This window comes from Neisseria sp. Marseille-Q2251 (assembly GCF_940793045.1).
Taxonomy (GTDB): domain Bacteria; phylum Pseudomonadota; class Gammaproteobacteria; order Burkholderiales; family Neisseriaceae; genus Neisseria.
Window position 1 is genome coordinate 38,736 of sequence record NZ_CALNWV010000007.1, and the last position, 18,816, is coordinate 57,551.

Genomic DNA, 18,816 nt, shown 5'->3' on the forward strand with positions numbered 1-18,816 from the left:
CAACTGCCCTTTATATAGTGGATTAAATTTAAATCAGGACAAGGCGACGAAGCCGCAGACAGTACAGATAGTATGGCAAGGCAAGGCAACGCCGTACTGGTTTAAAGTTAATCCAATATAAACAAACAGGTACGAATTTATGAACAGTGTTTCCCCGCTCAACCGTAAAGCCTCGCTGTGGGCGGTCGGTTTGATGTTGTTCGCTTTGTTTTTCGGTGCGGGCAATCTGATTTTCCCTGCTTATCTCGGACAACAGGCGGGGGAAAGCTGGTTCTCTGCGATGACAGGTTTCCTGTTGACCGGCGCGGGTCTGCCGCTGTTGGGCGTGATTGCCATCGGCTATTCCGGTTCGCGCGATGTGCAGGCGCTGGCATCCAGGGTTGCCCCTTGGTACGGCGTGGCGTTTGCCGTCGCACTGTATTTGTCCATCGGGCCTTTGTTTGCCATGCCGCGTACGGCGACGGTGTCGTTTGAGATTGCCGTTGCGCCGTTTTTGAATGAAAGCCAAAAAACAGTCGGGTTGGCGGCGTTCAGCGTGGCGTTTTTCGGCGTGGCGTATTGGCTGTCGATGTCGCTGGGCAAACTGGTGGACCGCATCGGTAAAATTCTGACGCCCGTATTGCTTTTGACGATTGCCGTTTTGGTCGGCTACGCCGCGTTGAATCCGATGGGCGTTCCCGCAGCGGCACAAGGCGATTTTACCCTTCGTCCGTTCATAAAAGGCATTTTGGAAGGCTACAGCACAATGGACGCACTCGCTTCGCTGGTGTTCTCCATTATCGTCATTGACGCCGTGCGTGCGATGGGCGTGGACAACCGCTCCGAGCTGCTGCGGACGACTGCCGTTTCAGGCATCGTTGCCGCATCTTGTCTGGCTTTGGTGTACCTCTTTATCGGCTATATGGGCGCGACCAGCGTGGCAGGCTTGGGACTTCAGGAAAACGGCACGGAAGTGTTGTCGAAAACCGCGAATTTCTACTTCGGCGTACCCGGCAACACCCTCTTGGGCGTCATCGTCCTGCTCGCCTGCTTAAGTACCGCCGTCGGACTGATTACATCATGTTCCGAATATTTCAACCGCCTGTGTCCCGGCATTTCTTACAAAATGTTCGTCATCATCAATACGGTCGTGTCTATGGCGTTGGCGAACAAAGGCCTGTCCTCCATCCTGACCTTCTCCATTCCGATGCTGATGCTGCTGTACCCGCTGACCATCGTCATCATCCTGCTGGTCTTCCTGCACAAACTGTTCGGCGGCAGCCGCATCGTCTATTTCTGCACTATGATGGCAACGCTGGCAGTCGGCTTGCTCGATGCCTATAAAGCCGCGTTCGGTTTCAGCGAAGAAGTCGCCGCCGACATCAACGGCGCACTGCCGCTTTACAACGTCGGACTGGGTTGGCTGCTGCCCGCAACCGTCGGCTTCGTTTTAGGGTGCATCCTGAACGCCGCGCTCAAGAAAAAACATAAGGCTTAAATCACAAAACGAAGGTCGTCTGAAAGATTTCAGACGACCTCTTTTGTTGTTTTTCCAACTTATTCATACCAAAACGAAAATTTTTACCTAAGCCGGATAATTTGTGTGTTAGTATCCAAACACTAAATTGTTGACAATAAGCCCGATCCCGACTACCGGCTTTGCCGTGTATAGCCGCTTTCGGAGCGGATATAAAAAGTCGGACGGCGATTGCCGACAGAACCAAAAACAAGTCAACCAAAGGAGAAATTATGAACCACGACACATCATATTCCGGCATGCACAAGCCGCCGTCGGACTTTGAAAGCCGTGAAGCGTATTTGGAACATGAGCTGCAAATCATGCAGCCTAAACGCTGGCGGCTCAATCTGCCGTTTCGAGATTACCGCTTCGAACCTGAAGACCTGATTCCTGCGGTGGCGGGAACCATTGGCAAGGTGGTGATGGTCAGCGCAGTAGCGGCGGCGTTTGCCGTGCCGTTGGGTCTGCCCGACACCTTTCTGCCGCAAAACGTCCGTTACGAGCTGCTGATTGCTTCAATCTTTATCATTCTGCTCTCCGGCCTTTTTCTCCCCACTTCCAACTTACCCGGTACGCACGGGCCGTTGATTCCGCTGATTCCCGTCGTCGTTGCCGCAGGCGGGCATCCGCTGGCTTTCGGCTTGTTGATTGGTGTGTTCGGTTTCTTGTTGGGCATTACCAAAGGCGGCAGCCTGATGGCGAAACTGACGAGCAACGGCGTATGCGGCGGGCTGCTGCTGTATCTGGGCTTCGTTGGTACGACCAGTCAGGTCAAGAAACTTTTTGAATGGGCAGGCAGTTTTGACAAAAGCTACATTGCCTTCATCGTGATCATCGGCACCATCCTGCTCTATGCGCTGCTGGAACATTGGCGCAAACGTTGGCTTGCCGTCCCGTTGGGCTGCGTGCTGGCAGGTTTTACCGCGTATCTTTTGGGTGCACCGTTTTCCTTCCAAACCGCTCCAGGCCTGCCGCCTATGAGTCCTGCTTACTGGTGGGGTGAAAATACCGGCTGGATGATGGGTCTGCCGACGATGGACAGCTTTTTGGTCGTGTTCCCCTTTGCCGTACTCGCCGTCGCCATGTGGTCGCCTGATTTCTTAGGGCATCAAGTGTTCCAAAAAATCAGCTATCCCGAGCGATCCGAAAAAGCCTTGATGAACATCGACGACACCATGTTCACCTGTTCCGTCCGCCAAGTCGCAGGCTCGGTACTGGGCGGCGCGAACTTTACCTCTTCATGGGGAACTTACATCGTTCCCGCCTCCATTGCCAAACGTCCGATTCCCGCAGGCGCGATACTGACTGCCTTGTTCTGTATCATTGCATCCGTCTGGGGCTATCCTATGGATTTGGCGATTTGGCAGCCCGTATTGAGCGTTGCGCTGATTGTCGGCGTCTATGTCCCACTTTTGGAAGCAGGCATGGAAATGACGCGCAAGGGAAAAACCACCCAATCCGCCGCCATCGTTGTCTTCTCCTCTGCACTGGTCAATCCCGTTTTCGGCTGGTCGCTGACCATGCTTTTGGATAACTTGGGCTTAATCGGATGTAAAGAACGCAGCGCGGAACTCGGGTTTATGGGTCGCGTCGTCGTACCTACCGTCGGCTTTGTCATCCTCTGCGCAGCAATGGGCGCAGTCGGCATGCTGCCCGGCATTCCCGCCTTCCTCGAGCAGTTTAGAAATCTGCATTAACAAAGCAGCACGAGCGTTTCAGACGACCTTTTTAGAACTATAGTGGATTAAAATTGCAATGATACAGCGTTGCCAACGCCCTTATGTACTACCCGTACACGGCGGGCGTTGCCGCCTTGTCTCATTTTTATTTTAATCCACTATAAAGGTCGTCTGAAAACCTCAAATCTCGGATAAGTCGGATAATCGACATTGGTTTGAAGTTTTAACATAAAAGGTCGTCTGAAAAACTGATTTTCAGACGACCTTTTATATTCAATCCTAGATAAGCCCATGAAGTCGCAGACGGTAATCGATTGACGCGAGAATCGTTTGCTGTATGGTTGGTAGCCGTACTTCGGATGAGGGCTGCTTAATCAGAAACCACAAAATCCACCGTATGCGCTTCGCTGTAATCGGGAATTTCCAGCTTATTGATCATGCGGTGTATCACATCGTTCGGCACGGAATATTCGCGGTTACGGTTTTGCGACAGCAATTGCGTGTAAGGCACTTCCAAATAAATCAGGTGTACCCGCGCGCCGTAGTCGGCGAACATCGGCAGCCATTTGCTCCGCAGGTCGCGGTTGAGGTTGGTGGCGTTGAAGACAAAGGACGTGCGGGCGCGCAGGTATTCTTTTGCCTGCTCTTTACCCAAGCGCACGGCTTCGGCGGTGTGCTTCGGATCGGCAGGGTCGAGTTTGTGCTCGCGGCGGATGTCGTCCAGCGACAGCATAGGCAGATGGGAAAGGTGTTGCCTGATGTAACTGTCTTTGCCGCTGCCCGCTATGGCGCACATGGCGTACACGTCAAAGGTTCGGTCATCAAACGGTTGGTAATCGGGCATTTCGCTGCGGCCGTTAAGGTAGAGATAGCGGCCGTAATCGCTGGCGAAATCGCGCGCTTTACCCCAGCAGCCGTTTTCTTCACACAACTCGCGGAACAAGTCGATGCGCAGCAGGATATCCTGTTGATCGTTGCAGGTGCGGCCCAGAATGTCAGCTTTGGCAAGCATGGCGAGGTGGGCGGTATCGACCTGCAAAGAAGCAGCGATGGTGGCGCGTTCCGGATTCGGTTTGTCGATTGCCCACAGCGGCAGCCCGTGCAGGCGCACGAGTTTGGCTATCGCTTCGCGCACGGCAAACGGCGTGGCAAGTTCGGTGTAAAGCAGGGCGCGGGCAGTGTATTCACCTTTTTTGGCATGGTTAGGCGACACAATCCGCTCTTTGCCGTCTTGGATCTCGCGTTTGGTGGTGCTGCGTTTTTCTACATCATGCAGCATGGCGGCGGTAAACAAGATATGTTGCTCCTGCTCGCTGAGCGCTTGGAATTCGGGCAGTTGCAGCAGGGCTTCGCATACCATTTTAGTATGGACGAATACATCGCCTTCTGCGTGCCATTCAGGATCCTGCGGCACGTTTTTCATATCGGCAAACCAACTGAAACGGTGTTCCAAGGCTTGCCAGTCGGGAAGTTTGCCGGGTGTGTAATGGGGGAATGTCCACATGGTAGTCTTTCTTATTATTGGATGACTTGACTTCAGGTCGTCTGAAACTGCCAGCTTTGCCAATGGTATTTATCATAATCGATAAGGCGGGCGGGCTTCCAAGTTTTTGTCCAATGCACATCGGTTTTAACGTGTTTGGCGCGAACAAGTTTAAAGAGGTTGTCAAACTCGTTGGACTGTACGGGCAGGTTACCGTTGTTAGTGGCAAAATCAGCGGCATTGCGGATGACGAAGCCTTCACTGCATGCTTCGCCTGTTTTCGGGTCGTAGCCGCCGAGTTTGCCTGCGGTTTGCACGCTGTCTGTCCATGTTGTACCTAAATTGGCGAGCAGCCATTGCTCCAAAGCGATGTCTTCGTCGGTGTATTTTTGGGTGAAGTCGGCAAGCGGATGCACGATGGGGAGTTCGGGAACTGTGGGAAAGTCGAACAGCTGGGCATAGAATTTAACTTCTTCCCACGACAGCCAATGTCCGCCGCGTCGGACGGCAAACAGGTAAAAATAGCTTTCCAACTGCGAATAGGCGATGGAGTGGATGCCGTACATGTTTTCGCCGAAAAGTTCGAGGTCACCCAAGTCGTTTTTGATGTGCTGCCAGCGTTGCAGCAGCGGTTTGTCCCACGGATGTTGGGTGGGGGCGGCATGGCTGCGGGCATAGAGGCCGTGGGCGGCGAAGCAGTTGTTTTGCCCGTCCAGCTTTTCGGTTAATACCAATTGCGGCAGGGCGGCGAAATGTGCGAGGTAGCCGCGGGGCATAAAGCGGTCGTCTGAAGTCGTACCTAAGCTGATGGGTGCGTGCAGGCTGCGGGCGTATTTCTGTGGTTCGGTATTGGCTATCATGATTTGTCCTTTAAATTTATTTTTTAAGTTTTTCGGATGGTTTCTGCGGCTGATTATATAGTGGATTAACAAAAATCAGGACAAGGCGACGAAGCCGCAGACAGTACAGATAGTACGGAACCGATTCACTTGGTGCTTCAGCACCTTAGAGAATCGTTCTCTTTGAGCTAAGGCGAGGCAACGCCGTACTGGTTTAAAGTTAATCCACTATATTTTTTCTACTGTATCGCTTTGTTTGGACACCAAAAGCTGGTCGACTTTCAGATTTTCGGTGTCGATGATTTCAAATTTATAGCCCGCGTAAACCAAAAAATCGGTGCGTTTCGGGATTTTGCGCAGGGAATACATCATAAAGCCAGCGATGGTTTCGTAGTTTTCCGAATGGGGAAATTCCTCAATGTCCAGCGCGCGCATGACGTCGGCGAGCGGGGTCGCGCCGTCCACCAGCCAAGTGTCTTCGGTGCGGCGGATAATTTGCGGCTCTTCTTCGGTATTGACCAGCTCGCCCATGACGATGCTCATCACGTCTTTCAACGTGACCACGCCGACCACCAGCGCGTATTCGTTCACCACCACGGCAAAGTCTTCGCCGGAGGTTTTGAAGGTTTCCAAGACATCGTAAAGCGACAGCGTGTCGGGAATAAACAAAGCTTTGCGCAGCACGCGCTTGTCGGTCAGGCGGACGTCTTTTTCTTTTAAAAACAATGTTAAGAGTGTGTGCGATTCGATGTAGCCGATGACGCGTTCCAAATCGCCGTCGCACACCAAGAATTTGTTGTGCGGTTTTTCCGACATGATTGCCAACACGGTATCGCTGTCGTCGTTTTTATCGAAATAGGCGATGTATTCGCGCGTGCTCATGGTGGAAGTTACCGTGCGCGCCTGCATGTCGAAGATATTTTCAATCAGGTAGTGTTCCTGCTCTTTCAACACACCCGCCTGCGCGCCCGCATCGACGACGGCGTAAATGTCTTCCGAAGTCAGCTGCTCTTGGCGGACGGTGGAAATTTTGAAGAGTTTGAATATCGCGTTCGCCATTCCGTCGAAAATCCAGACGACGGGTTTCAGGATAAAAATCAGGAACATCATTGGACGTACGATGCGCACCGCCACCGCTTCGGGATGGGTCATCGCCATGCGCTTGGGCATCAAGTCGGCAATCAAGATGAAGCTGCCCGTTACCAGCGCGAACGTCAGCAGAGACGCGGCGGTACTGCCCCAACTGCCCGCATTTGCCAACAAACCGCCGAAATAAGGGCGCACCGCCGCTTCGCCGACGATACCGGCGAGAATGGCGACGGCGTTCAAACCGATTTGAACGACGGTGATGAAGCTGCCCGGTTGCTGCTGCATATTAAGTACGTCCAGCGCGCGCGTGTCGCCGCCGTCTTTCGCCATCACTTGCAATTTGATTTTGCGCGCCGAGGCAAGCGCGAGTTCGGAACAGGAAACGAATGCGCTGATGACAATCAGCAGGCACAATAATAATAAGGCTTCGAGAATATTCATGAAAAATGGTGTGTGTGGCAAACAGAAGACATTTTAGCATTAAAGGTCGTCTGAAAAATTCAGACGACCTTTTTAGATTGGGCGGCAGATTGTCTTTCGCCTTCAAACCTATGAAGAGTTTTGCAAAGATCGGCCTTTGCTTCAACTGAATTCAAAACTTTCTATATTGACTTTATATTTTGCATTTCACGTTTTTTACCGGTTTCATTTTAAACCGACGGCCCAATTCACATATTGCAATCAAATTTTCTTCTTTCCTCTGTTTAAATCCAATTAAATCTTCCCTCTTCCCTGCTAATAAAATTCAAATTCAGACCCGCTTTATCTTTTCAGCTATATTCATCATATGCGTTTGAGTTATCTCCTAAATTTTATTTTTCAATAAATAAAATTCATTATTAAAATATTTGTAAAGTTTAATAATATGTTATAAAGTAACGGACTTCGTTTCTGAGGTAACTATTATGAATCCTAATTTCAAATTAAACCTACTGACATTATCTTTACTGGCTATAACAAGTATCGCACACGCAGAAGACGAGGTTTCAACTCAAGAGCTTGATGAAATTCAAGTCAAAGGCAAATACATTGCCAAAGAGAAAAAAGTTTTTACCGAAGGCCAAGCCAAAAGTTCGCGTGAACGCGTTTATCAATCCAGCGAAAACATCGACGCCATCGTGCGGAGTATGCCCGGTGTTTTCACCCAACAAGACAAGGGATCGGGGGTATTGGCGGTCAATATCCGTGGCGATAGCGGTTTGGGTCGCGTCAATACGATGGTTGACGGCGTAACCCAAACCTTCTATTCCACTTCTGCCGATGCCGGACGCAGCGGCAGCTCTTCGCAATTCGGGACAGCACTGGATCCTAATTTTATTGCCGGTGTGGATGTAACCAAAGGCAGTTTCTCGGGCGCCAACGGCATCAATACCTTATCCGGTACAGCCAATTTCCGTACTTTACGGGTAGACGATGTGGTACACGGAAACCATACCTTTGGGCTTTTAACCAAAGGATTGACCGGCACAAACAGCACCAAAAGCAATTTTATGGCAACCGGAGCAGTACAAAAATGGTTTGAAAGCGGTGCACGCCTTGGCGCGTTATATGGCTACAGCCACCGTAATGTCGAGCAAAACTATAAAGTAGGCGGCGGCGGTCAGCGTATCGGCAATTTTGGCGAAGAATATTTGGACCGTAAAAAACAAGAATATTTTGAAAGCAACTTATTGAAATTCGACCAAGGGCAAAATCGTTGGGTTCGCGACTTTTCTAAGCGCAACGCAGTCGGTAAAAGCTATTGGGACTACCCTTTCTCCAAAAAATATAACGATCCTGAGGTTTTGCAAAGAGATTATGTTGATGATTTGGAAAGAAGCTGGAAAGAGAATTTGGCACCGCAATGGGATCTGACACCTATCGACCCTACCAGCCTGCAACAACGCTCAAACAGTCATTTGGTCAAAGTGGAATACGAAAACGACAACAACAAGCTGGATCTTCAGCTTCGTACCATGAACAACCGTATCGGCAGCCGTAAAGTAGAAAATCGCAGCTACCAAGCCAATTACAATTTAAACATTGGCGATTATGTCGATTTAAACGTATTGGCCGCCCATAATCTGGGAAAACAAAAATATCCGAAAAACTCACGTTTTTCAGGATGGGGGCTGCTGGATTATTTGGAAACCAAAAACACAGCCAACCTTTTGGATATCAACAACCGCTTCTCTTTCAACCTTCCCAACAAAACAGATTTAAAAGCCACCGTCGGTTTCAATTTCTTTAAAAACCAATACAGTAAAAACCGCTTTCCGGAAGAGCTGAGCCTGTTTTACGACGGCCCCGATCAAGATGCCGGCCTGTACAGCTTTTTAGGCCGCTTCAAAGGCGACAAAGGAATATTTCCCCAAAAATCAACCATATTACAACCTTCAGGCCAGCAAAAATTCAATACGTTCTATTTTGATACTTCCTTGAAAAAAGGCATTTATCAATTGAATTACAGCACCAATATGGTCAACTACCGCTACAAAGGCGAATATACCGACTACTTCAATACCCAAGAAGACTTTAAAAAAGCATTTGGAGAAGATTCTGAAATTTATAAACAGCATTGCACGCCAAGCTGCGACCTTTACGAACCGGTTTATACCAAATCCGGTAAAAAGCATGCGGTAAACCATTCGGTGGCATTAAACATCAATGTCAACGACTACTTTATGCCGTTTATCAGCTATTCGCGTACGCATAGAATGCCAAATATTCAAGAAATGTATTTTTCACAAATCGGCGACTCGGGCGTCAATACCGCCCTCAAGCCGGAACAGGCCAATACTTACCAAATAGGCTTCAATACCTTCAAAAAAGGGATTTTCAAGCCGGATGATGTATTGGGTTTCAAACTGGTCGCCTATCGCAGCAGGATAAACAACTATATTCACAATGTTTATGGCAAATGGTGGGATTTGGATAAAGCACCCAGCTGGGTAACCAGTACCGGCTTGCAATACTCTATCCAACATCGAAACTATGCCAAACCTGTCCATAAAAATGGTTTGGAAGTGGAAATGAACTATGATTTCGGCCGCTTTTTTTCAACCCTGTCTTACGCATATCAAAAAACCAACCAGCCGACCAATTATAGCGATGCCAGCGAATCGCCCCGTAATTCTTCTAAAGAAGACCAAATCAAACAAGGTTACGGCTTAAGCAAAATTTCCCGCTTGCCCCGAGATTACGGGCGGTTTGAATTGGGTTCCCGCTGGTTGGGCAATAAATTGACCATCGGCGGCATTATGCGCTATTACGGCAAAAGTACACGGGCGACGACTGAGGAAGAATTTGTTGACGGTACAACCGGTGCCAACACCTACTCTTCACACCAAATGGGCAGAAGGGCGATCAAAAAAACAGAAGGCATCAACAGACAACCGCTGATTTTTGATTTCTATGCCAATTACGAACCGAAGAAAAACCTTATCCTTCGTTTCGACATTCAAAATGCGTTCAATAAGCGCTATATCGATCCTTTGGATGCCGCAAACGATGCCGCAACTCAGCGCTATTTCAGCGTATTTGAAAGAAAAGGCGGTTTAGATGACGAAGAAGTCGAATGTGATGTCAACGGTTTATGCAATGGCAAATATGGCGGCACGACACGCTCCGTTCTGAATAACTATGCGCGTGGCAGGACTTTGCTCTTTACCATCAGTTATAAGTTCTAAACCTAACCGTCAGCATTCTTAATACTGTGCTGACTAAAAAGCCGACAAACATAATGGTTGCCGGCTTTTTTAATATATTCTCAAAGTTCTCAATCTGCGACCTTTGCAAAAATGGTCCGTTACCGAAATTTGACGCATAAAAATGCGCCAAAAAAATTTTCAATTGACTAAACTGATATTGAAAAAAAGTGGAAGAAATCAGGTAGGTTCTTCATTTTGAAAATGGTATTGGGCATAAAATTTTAATAACTCATGTTATTGCAAAGGTCTCCTATGGTTTAACCTTTGGCGGTAAAGCGTTTGTTGATGCGCAGGCGTTCGCCGCGGCCGGCTTTTTTGATTTCCAGCCAGTCGGCGAAGATGGCGTGGATAAGGTGGCGTATGGTCTCGAAGCCGTATTGTTGCGGGTCGGTGCCTTCTGCGGCGAGTTGCTTCGATACGTCGCTCAAGCGCGCCCAGCCTTGTTCGTCGGCGTGGGTATCGACTGCCTGCTGTACGGCGGGGATAACTCGGGTAACGGGCAGTTTGCTGCTTTTGGCGGCGGGTTCGGGTTTGGCAGGTGTCGGCTGTGCGGTGTCTGCCGCTGGGCTTGGTTCGGTATTTTCGTTTTTGGTTGGGTTGGTTTTTTTGCCGCGCGTTTTGCGTTTTGGTGCGGTGTTGGGGTCGTCTGAAACGGTTTCTTCTGCTTGATGGGTTGCCACAGGATTTTCAGACGACCTCTCTGCCGGCTTGTCGGCGGATTTGCGGCGGCGGACTTGGAGTTGGTTGTTGTCGGTGCGGTGTTCGAAGATGTCGAAGGATTTGATGAGGTCGGAGAGTTTGCCGTAGCCGTACAGCCTTGAATCGAAATCGGGATTGATTTTGCTGATGTAGCTGCCGATGGGGCCGAGGTTTGCCCAACCGAGGTCGTCGGCGTTTTCGCGCACGGCGCGTTTGAGCAGGGACAGTGCGTCAGGGGCGGCGGCGGGGGTGTTTTTGCCGCTGTTCTTCTCTTTTTCTTGGCGTTGTTTTTCGGGACGGAAGATTTCGGTGTAGATGAATTTGTCGCAGGCTTTGCGGAAGGCTTCGGGCGTTTTCTTTTCGCCGAAACCGTACACGGTCAGCCCGCTTTCGCGCAGGCGGCTTGCCAGGCGGGTGAAGTCGGAATCGCTGGATACGATGCAGAAGCCGTCGAAATTGCCGCTATACAGTAAGTCCATCGCGTCGATGACCAACGCCATATCAGTGGCGTTTTTGCCTTTGGTGTAGGCGAATTGTTGGACGGGGATGATGGCGTGGGGCAGGAGGGCGGCTTTCCATTTGGAAAGGCCGTGGCTCCAGTCGCCGTAGATGCGTTTGACGCTGGCGATGCCGTATTTGGCAACTTCTTCGAGCAGGCGGTCGATGATGTCGGCGGGGGCGTTGTCGGCGTCGATAAGGACGGCGAGTTTTTTGTTGGCCAATGTGGTCATGGGGACTCCGTGGTGTTCATGTCAGTCGAGGTCGTCTGAAAACCGGTTTTCAGACGACCTCGATTTTTAGAGCATATCTTGTATGGCGGCGCGTTCTTCTTCCAGCTCCGCCAGTGTCGCGGTGATGCGTTGGCGGCTGAACTCATCCGATAAATCCAAGCCTTGGACGATGCGGTAGCTGCCTTCGTCGCAGACGACAGGGAAGCCGAAAACCAAACCTTCGGGGATGCCGTAAGAGCCGTCGGAGGGGACGCCCATAGTGATCCATTTGCCGCTGCTGCCGAGCAGCCAGTCGCGCAGGTGGTAGATGGCGGCATTCGCGGCGGAGGCGGCAGACGACGAACCGCGCGCGGCGATGATGGCGGCACCGCGTCCGGCGATTTTCGGCATGAAGACTTCGGTGTTCCAATCGGGTTCGGTAATCATGTCTTGGACGGACTCGCCGTTGCTGGTGGCGTAGCGGTAGTCGGCGTACATGGTCGGGCTGTGGTTGCCCCAGACGCACATTTGCTCGATGGAAGGAATCGGGCGGTTGATTTTCTCGGCGACTTGGCTGACGGCGCGGTGGTGGTCGAGACGCATCAGGGCGGTGAAGTTTTCCGGCGGGATGTCGGGCGCGGATTTCATGGCGATGTAGGCGTTGGTGTTGGCGGGGTTGCCGACGACGAGGACTTTAACGTTGCGGTTTGCAACTTTGTTCAACGCCGCGCCTTGTACTTTGAAAATTTCGGCGTTGGCGTGCAGTAGGTCGGCGCGTTCCATGCCTTTGGTACGCGGACGCGCACCGATCAACAAAGCGATGTCGGCATCTTTAAAGGCGACTTCGGGGTCGTCTGTCGCGAAAATGTCGTCAAGGAGCGGGAAAGCGCAATCCTGCATTTCCATAATCACGCCGCGCAATGCCTGCTGCGCCTGAGGCAGGTCGAGCAGTTGCAGAATAACGGGTTGGTCGCGTCCGAGCATAATGCCGCCGGCGATACGGAACAGGGTCGCATAGGCAATTTGGCCTGCGGCGCCGGTAACGGCGATTCGGACGGGGGGCTTAAGCGTCATATTTTTCCTTTTGAAGTCATTGTTTTACTTGATTTACGAATTATAACAGCATTGAGTAGTTGAGAATAAAAAGGTCGTCTGAAACTTGGCATAGGTTTTCAGACGACCTTTCATGTTGCTGTCTGTCAATTTTCTGCATCGCGGCAGATTTCGATGGCTTCCTGAAGGCTGGAAACGCCGAAGATTTTTAGATTCGGAAACTCTTTTTCGTTGCGCGGCATATTGGCTTTCGGGACGATGGCGCGTTTGAAGCCGAGTTTTTCCGCTTCTTTGAGCCGCTCTTGTCCGCGCGCGACGGGGCGGACTTCGCCGCTTAAGCCGATTTCGCCGAATGCGACCATTTTTTCGGGTAGCGGGCGGTTGCGGAAGCTGGAGAGCATGGCAAGGATGACGGCGAGGTCGGCGGCGGGTTCGCTGATTTTGACGCCGCCGACGGCGTTGAGGAACACGTCTTGGTCGAAGCAGGCGATGCCGCCGTGACGGTTGAGGACAGCGAGCAGCATGGCGAGGCGGTTTTGTTCGAGGCCGACGGTGAGACGTTTGGGGGTGAAGCCGTGCGCGTCATCGACCAATGCTTGAATTTCAACCAAAAGAGGGCGGCTGCCTTCCTGCGTGACCAAAACGCACGAGCCGGGCGTGTCGTCGCGGTAGCTGGCGAGGAAGATGGCAGACGGGTTGGACACGCCTTTCAAACCGTTTTCGGTCATGGCGAACACGCCCAATTCGTTTGCCGCACCGAAGCGGTTTTTGATGGCGCGTATCATGCGGTAGTTGGAATGTTGGTCGCCCTCAAAATACAGCACGGTATCGACCATGTGTTCCAGCACGCGCGGGCCGGCAATCGCGCCGTCTTTGGTCACGTGTCCGACCAGTATCATGGCGATGCCCATCTGTTTCGCCATACGCGTCAGTTGGGCGGCACATTCGCGCACTTGCGACACGGAACCTGGGGCGGAAGTGATTTGGTCGGAATACATGGTTTGGATGGAGTCGATAACGACGACTTCGGGCTGATGCTGTTTTAACGCTGCTTGAATCGCTTCCATGCGGATTTCGGCAAGCAGGTTCACGCCTTCGGTGGGCAGTTCTAAACGCTGCGCGCGCAGGGCGACTTGTTGGGCGGATTCTTCGCCGGAAACGTACAGCACTTTACGGCTTTGCGCCATTTTGGCGATGGTTTGCAACAGCAGCGTGGATTTGCCGATGCCGGGGTCACCGCCAAGCAGGATGACCGCGCCGTCTACCAAACCGCCGCCCAATACGCGGTCGAGTTCGCCCATGCCGGTCGGATTGCGCGGCACTTCGGTGGCGGTAACGGCGGAGAGGGATTGGACGGTCGATGTGTCCGCCGCCCAAGATTGGAAGCGGGCGTTTTTCGGTTCGGGCGCGGCAAGGCTTTCCTGAAGCGTGTTCCACTCGCCGCAATGCGGACATTTGCCCTGCCATTTCGGGGAAGTGCCGCCGCATTCGGTGCATTGGTAGATAGTTTTGAGGGCTTTTGCCATGATGTTTTCCCTATGGGATTTTTGAAGTGTGAAAAGGTCGTCTGAAAACTGATAGCGTTTTCAGACGACCTTTTTTCAAGGATTCGGACTGGGCTTATTTGCTTTCGTCTTTACCGTCTTTCTTGTCTTTTTTCGGAGCCGGTTTTTTCGCCGCCAAACCTAAAGACTTCTGCCATTCGACTGGATTTTTGACTAAATCCAAGGCTTTGCGGAGTTGGTCGTCTTTGGCGGGATTGGGAATGCGACGGCTGGAAATGTCTTCGTCTTTTTCTTTGTCCTTGCCTTTTTTGGACTTGGCGTTTTCATCGGCTTTGGCAGCTTCGTTTGAATCAGGCGCACTGATTTCGTTGCTGCTGTTGACGTCTTCGCCGCCGAGCGGGTTGCCGATGTGTCCGGCGAGGTCGGCTTCGCGGCTTTCAAAGGCGCGGTCTTTGTCTTTGACTTCGACGTCGGGAACGATGCCTTGCGCTTGAATCGAGCGGTCGTTCGGCGTGTAATACAGCGCGGTGGTCAGTTTGACCGCGCTGCCGTTAGACAGCGGAATCAGGGTTTGAACCGAGCCTTTGCCGAAACTTTGCGTACCGACAACGACGGCGCGTTTGTGGTCTTGCAGCGCGCCTGCGACGATTTCAGAAGCGGAAGCAGAGCCTGAGTTAATCAAGACGGTCATCGGAATGGTTTTCAACTCGGCAGGCAAATCTGCAAGCGGGTCTTTGCCGCTTGTGCGGATGTAGTCTTCGGGACGGGCTTTCAAGACCATGCCTTCTTTGCCGTCGCGTCCTTTGGTGCTGACGACTTTAGCATCTGCAGGCAGGAAGGCGGCGGATACGCCGACTGCGCCGTCAAGCAGACCGCCCGGGTCGTCGCGAAGGTCGAGGATAAGGCCTTTGAGCGGCGCGCCTTTGTTGGCTTTAATCAGGGCTTTGGCGGCTTCGTTGATGCCCGCTACGGTGCGCTCTTGGAATTGGGATACGCGGATGTAGCCGTAGTTCGGCTCAAGCAGGTGGTGGCGGACGCTTTTGACTTTGATGATGGCGCGGGTCAGGTTGACGACGATGGGTTTGTCCACGTTTTTGCGCGAAAGGGTCAGGGTGATTTTGGTACCCGGTTTGCCGCGCATTTTTTTGACGGCTTCGCTGGTGGTCAGGCCGCGTGTGGAAACGTTGTCGATTTTGGCAATGAAGTCGCCGCTTTTCACGCCTGCACGCTCGGCGGGCGTATCTTCAATCGGGGCGATGACTTTGATGAAGCCGTCTTCTTGACCGATTTCCATACCCAAGCCGCCGAATTCGCCGCTGGTGGATTCTTTCATGTCGGCATAGCCTTTTTTATCCATATATTCGGAATGCGGGTCGAGGTCGGATACCATGCCTTTCATCGCGCCTTCAAAGAGGTCGGCGTCGGATTTGTCTTGATAATAATTGGCTTTGATCTGTCCGTAAACTTCCGCCATGTTGCGTATGGATTGTACGGGCAGGGTTTCGTTGTCTTTTTTGTCTTTTTCGGCGGCAAAGCTTTGAACGCTCAAGCTGAGGGCGACACCGCTGAATGCGCCGAGTGTGTAGAGTGCGACTTTTTTCAAAGTGGATGTTGACATTATAAATAGCTTTCTTTTTGTCTTATTTCATTTCAGACCGTAATGACTGTGAAACGGGATAGGGAAACATTGCTTCAGACGACCTGAATTTACGTCCGCAAAACTGTATGCGATTTACGCTTGATAAACAATAGGATTAGCGTAAAAAATATCTGCGCGGGTGTAAAAGCTTTTGAATATAGGGTCGTTGGGAGCAGTTGTTAAATTTCAGACGACCCTGTGGTGCGGAAAGAGGTCGTCTGAAAATATAAAACTGGTTTGCAGGTCAGCTTATCCAGGAGAGCGGGTTCATTGCCTGCCCGTTGTAGCGGACTTCCAAATACAGGCCTTCCATGCCCGAAGGCAGGGTTCCGCTGATGCCTAGGCGGTTGCCTGCGGCTACGGCATAGCCTTTGGCGACTTCGATTTCGCTCAAGCCTGAATAAATGCTGATATAGCCGTCGCCGTGATCGATGACGATGACTTTGCCGAAACCTTCCAATTCATCGGCGTAGGTAACCGTACCGCCGGCGATGCTGCTGACGGTTGACGGAGTCGTTTGGTAGAACACGCCTTTCCACACTTCACCGTCGCCGCGGTCTTGTCCGAAGAGTCCGGCAAGCGTGCCGCTGACCGGTTTTTTCAGACGACCCTGCATACGGCTGAAGCTGTTGGCATTGCTGATTCTGACGTAGGAAGGCGCGCGGATGTTCATGTCTTCGGCGGTCAGGTTGGACATGGCGGCGCGTTCGTCGGCGGCTTTTTGCGCGGCGGCAGCGCGGTCTTTGCGCGCTTTTTCAGCGGCGGCAAGACGGGCTTCGGCGGCTTTTTTACGCGCTTCGGCTTCCTGGCGGCGTTGCTCGGCTTTGTGTTTGTCCAAGTCTTTCAACAAGTTGTTCAGGCGTTGTTCGTTTTCTTTGTGGTTGATTTTTTTCTGCGCATCTTTTGCCATTTGCGCATTTTGGCGGCGGCTTTCCGCTTGTTCGGCAGTGTTGGTTACACCTTGGCGGCGCAGCGAAGACTGGATGTTGACCTGAAGTTTTTTCAAGTATGCCAGTTCGTTGTTGATTTTCTGCTCTTGCGCTGCCAGCTCTTTTTGCTGCTTCTCAAGGTCTTTGATGACTTGATCGTTAGCGGTGTTGATATAGCGGGTGTAACGCAGGAAGCGGGTTTTCTGACCCGGCTCGGCATTTTTCAGGAATAGGGCAACGGCGTTGGGTTGGCTGTTTTTATAGTTGCCTGAAACAAAACGGGAAATTTGCGCGCGCGTGTTGGAAACCTGAGTTTTCAGGTGGTTCAAATCAGCATTGAGCTTTTGAAACTTGTCCCATGCGTCGCGCTGTTGGCGGTTGATGGCGGACAGGTTGATACGGCTTTGCTGCAACTGTTTCAACGTGGTGTTGACGTGGATGATGAAACCTTCGTTGCGGCTGCGCAGCGATTTTTTGCTTTCCAAATCATTGGCGGCAGCAGTCACTGCGGCTTTGAAGTCGTCTGAATCGGCGACAGCGGTTTTCTTATCGGCTTTGTCCGTTTTTTTCTCGACGGTTTTTCTGTCCTGTTTTGCCGCTGCTTCGTCTTTTTTAGGCAACTCGGCAGCTTCTTTTTTTGCCTTTACATTGTTTTTGGCTGCGGGTTTGTCTGCCACTTTGTCCTTGCCTTTTACAGGTTCGGTTTTTGCGGGAACGGCTTTGCCTGTTTTCTCTTCCGCTTTGACTTCGCCTTTTTTGGTTTTATCAGCTTTATCTTGTTTTTTGGCTTCGTTGCCATTTTTGCGTTCTTTGGCACGCTCGTTTTTCGCCGCTTCGGCAGTTTCCTTTTTGCTTTGGGCTACCGGCTTGTCGTCTGCCTTGTCCCTAGCGTTTTTGGCAGCAGGCTTTGCTTTGTCTTTGGCTGCTTCTTTCTTAGCAGGTTCGACAGCGTCCTTTTTGGCTTTGACGTTTTTTTTGACAGGCGCAGCCTTCTCTTTGGGCGCGTCTTTGGCAGCAAAAGAAGGCGAGGCGAAACCGATGAGCAGGGCGAGTAAAAGAGGTTTGTAACGCATGATTGGGTTCTGGATCGTTAAAATAAAGGCAATAGGCGGAATTATATAGTCAGCGGGGTCGTCTGAAAATATTGTTAAACCAATTAAAACGGCGGTCATGCTGTATCGTTTGTCATGTTTGTTGCAATGTTGACAAGCTGTGCAGCAATGTTTGGTCATATATTGTTAATGGAATACCCCGTTTATTTTTGTTGTAAAACCGACGGCACAAATCGGGCGATGGTATCGCGCAGGACGATGAGTTTGCCGTGGAAGAAGTGGGATGAGCCGGCGATGGTGATGACGGGCAAACCTTGCGGCTCCGCCCATGTCCAAGCCTTGCTGATTTCAACAACTTCATCTTCCGCGCCATGAATCATCAGGGTTTTGGTAACGTCCGGGACGGCTGAAGGTTCGGGGCGGTCGGTGTAGTGGTGTACTGCCGCGCCGATGAGCAACAGCAAATCCGGTTCGCGCTCTTGGGCGGCAAAAGTGGCGACATAGCCGCCGAAAGAGAAACCTGCCAATGCGAACAGTTCGGTTTCGGGATGTTGCGCGCGGGCATAGTCGATGACGGCGATGCAGTCTTGCGTTTCGCCGCGTCCGTAATCGTGTGTGCCTTCGCTGTTGCCTACGCCGCGCAGGTTGGGTAGGTAGCAGTGAAAACCGATTTGCGATAAGGCTTTGGCGGCAGTTTGGATGACTTTGTTGGTGTTCGTGCCACCTTGCAGCGGGTTGGGATGGTTGATGACTGCCACGCCGCGTGCGGGCGTTTGCGCGGCAGGTAGGAAAATGGTTTCAAGCAGTCCGACAGGACCGGATATTTGGATGATGTCAGGTTTCAACATGGGTTTTCCTTTATTTTTTGTGTGTGCTGTGAGGAGGATTGATTGCTTTATCAGGTGTTGTCATCGTCCAATCTGTATTTGGGTTTTCAGACGACCTATCCGTC

The 18,816-nt window shown here is 51.5% G+C and carries 12 protein-coding genes; 3 read left to right on the top strand and 9 right to left on the bottom strand.

All coding sequences use genetic code 11. The annotated features are described in order from the left end of the window. Positions 1–139 precede the first annotated feature (139 nt). Positions 140–1,477: a branched-chain amino acid transport system II carrier protein gene (gene brnQ / locus AAG834_RS04565; protein ID WP_342031401.1), complete on the top strand. Its 1,338-nt coding sequence runs from the start codon at positions 140–142 to the stop codon at positions 1,475–1,477. 251 nt (positions 1,478–1,728) lie between these two features. Further along, positions 1,729–3,195, top strand: coding sequence for a DUF3360 family protein (locus AAG834_RS04570; protein WP_342031402.1), 1,467 nt, complete (start codon positions 1,729–1,731; stop codon positions 3,193–3,195). 352 nt (positions 3,196–3,547) lie between these two features. Here the strand turns inward: AAG834_RS04570 and AAG834_RS04575 are convergent, their stop codons facing one another. The 3 genes from AAG834_RS04575 to AAG834_RS04585 all read right to left on the bottom strand — a co-directional run bounded on the left by AAG834_RS04575 (position 3,548) and on the right by AAG834_RS04585 (position 7,029). Next, positions 3,548–4,681 carry an AAA family ATPase gene (locus AAG834_RS04575; RefSeq protein ID WP_070514330.1) on the bottom strand — a complete coding sequence of 378 codons (1,134 nt, stop codon included), beginning with the start codon at positions 4,679–4,681 and terminating at the stop codon, positions 3,548–3,550. 32 nt (positions 4,682–4,713) lie between these two features. Further along, a complete protein-coding gene (locus AAG834_RS04580) occupies positions 4,714–5,520 on the bottom strand; it encodes an RNA ligase family protein (protein ID WP_070514331.1) in 807 nt (268 codons plus the stop codon). 207 nt (positions 5,521–5,727) lie between these two features. Next, positions 5,728–7,029 carry a hemolysin family protein gene (locus AAG834_RS04585; RefSeq protein ID WP_342031403.1) on the bottom strand — a complete coding sequence of 434 codons (1,302 nt, stop codon included), beginning with the start codon at positions 7,027–7,029 and terminating at the stop codon, positions 5,728–5,730. A 464-nt stretch (positions 7,030–7,493) separates the two neighbouring features. Here AAG834_RS04585 and AAG834_RS04590 point away from each other — a divergent pair, with 464 nt between their 5' ends. Continuing rightward, positions 7,494–10,256 carry a TonB-dependent receptor domain-containing protein gene (locus tag AAG834_RS04590; RefSeq protein WP_342031404.1) on the top strand — a complete coding sequence of 921 codons (2,763 nt, stop codon included), beginning with the start codon at positions 7,494–7,496 and terminating at the stop codon, positions 10,254–10,256. Between the two features lie 278 nt (positions 10,257–10,534). Here the strand turns inward: AAG834_RS04590 and AAG834_RS04595 are convergent, their stop codons facing one another. The 6 genes from AAG834_RS04595 to AAG834_RS04620 form a co-directional block, all read right to left on the bottom strand. Beyond that, on the bottom strand, positions 10,535–11,707 hold the full coding sequence (locus AAG834_RS04595; RefSeq protein WP_342031405.1) for an NYN domain-containing protein: 1,173 nt from the start codon (positions 11,705–11,707) through the stop codon (positions 10,535–10,537). 66 nt (positions 11,708–11,773) lie between these two features. Then, a complete protein-coding gene (locus AAG834_RS04600) occupies positions 11,774–12,760 on the bottom strand; it encodes a malate dehydrogenase (protein WP_342031406.1) in 987 nt (328 codons plus the stop codon). A gap of 125 nt (positions 12,761–12,885) precedes the next feature. Further along, a complete protein-coding gene (gene radA / locus AAG834_RS04605; protein ID WP_342031407.1) occupies positions 12,886–14,265 on the bottom strand; it encodes a DNA repair protein RadA in 1,380 nt (459 codons plus the stop codon). A 94-nt stretch (positions 14,266–14,359) separates the two neighbouring features. Beyond that, complete coding sequence (locus tag AAG834_RS04610; protein WP_070514337.1) at positions 14,360–15,862, bottom strand: S41 family peptidase; 1,503 nt, start codon at positions 15,860–15,862, stop codon at positions 14,360–14,362. Positions 15,863–16,127: 265 nt separating this feature from the next. Further along, on the bottom strand, positions 16,128–17,885 hold the full coding sequence (locus AAG834_RS04615) for a murein hydrolase activator EnvC family protein (protein ID WP_070514348.1): 1,758 nt from the start codon (positions 17,883–17,885) through the stop codon (positions 16,128–16,130). 182 nt (positions 17,886–18,067) lie between these two features. Next, the gene (locus AAG834_RS04620; protein ID WP_070514338.1) at positions 18,068–18,712 is read right to left on the bottom strand and encodes an alpha/beta hydrolase; all 645 of its coding nucleotides are present in this window, start codon (positions 18,710–18,712) and stop codon (positions 18,068–18,070) included. Between the last annotated feature and the right edge of the window lie 104 nt (positions 18,713–18,816).

Bases quoted from the DNA above. Each gene is read 5' to 3' on its own strand.
- AAG834_RS04600 (WP_342031406.1), bottom strand. From the start codon at position 12,760: ATGACGCTTAAGCCCCCCGTCCGAATCGCCGTTACCGGCGCCGCAGGC.
- AAG834_RS04595 (WP_342031405.1), bottom strand. From the start codon at position 11,707: ATGACCACATTGGCCAACAAAAAACTCGCCGTCCTTATCGACGCCGAC.
- brnQ (WP_342031401.1), top strand. From the start codon at position 140: ATGAACAGTGTTTCCCCGCTCAACCGTAAAGCCTCGCTGTGGGCGGTC.
- AAG834_RS04610 (WP_070514337.1), bottom strand. From the start codon at position 15,862: ATGTCAACATCCACTTTGAAAAAAGTCGCACTCTACACACTCGGCGCA.
- AAG834_RS04615 (WP_070514348.1), bottom strand. From the start codon at position 17,885: ATGCGTTACAAACCTCTTTTACTCGCCCTGCTCATCGGTTTCGCCTCG.
- radA (WP_342031407.1), bottom strand. From the start codon at position 14,265: ATGGCAAAAGCCCTCAAAACTATCTACCAATGCACCGAATGCGGCGGC.
- AAG834_RS04620 (WP_070514338.1), bottom strand. From the start codon at position 18,712: ATGTTGAAACCTGACATCATCCAAATATCCGGTCCTGTCGGACTGCTT.
- AAG834_RS04585 (WP_342031403.1), bottom strand. From the start codon at position 7,029: ATGAATATTCTCGAAGCCTTATTATTATTGTGCCTGCTGATTGTCATC.
- AAG834_RS04580 (WP_070514331.1), bottom strand. From the start codon at position 5,520: ATGATAGCCAATACCGAACCACAGAAATACGCCCGCAGCCTGCACGCA.
- AAG834_RS04590 (WP_342031404.1), top strand. From the start codon at position 7,494: ATGAATCCTAATTTCAAATTAAACCTACTGACATTATCTTTACTGGCT.
- AAG834_RS04575 (WP_070514330.1), bottom strand. From the start codon at position 4,681: ATGTGGACATTCCCCCATTACACACCCGGCAAACTTCCCGACTGGCAA.
- AAG834_RS04570 (WP_342031402.1), top strand. From the start codon at position 1,729: ATGAACCACGACACATCATATTCCGGCATGCACAAGCCGCCGTCGGAC.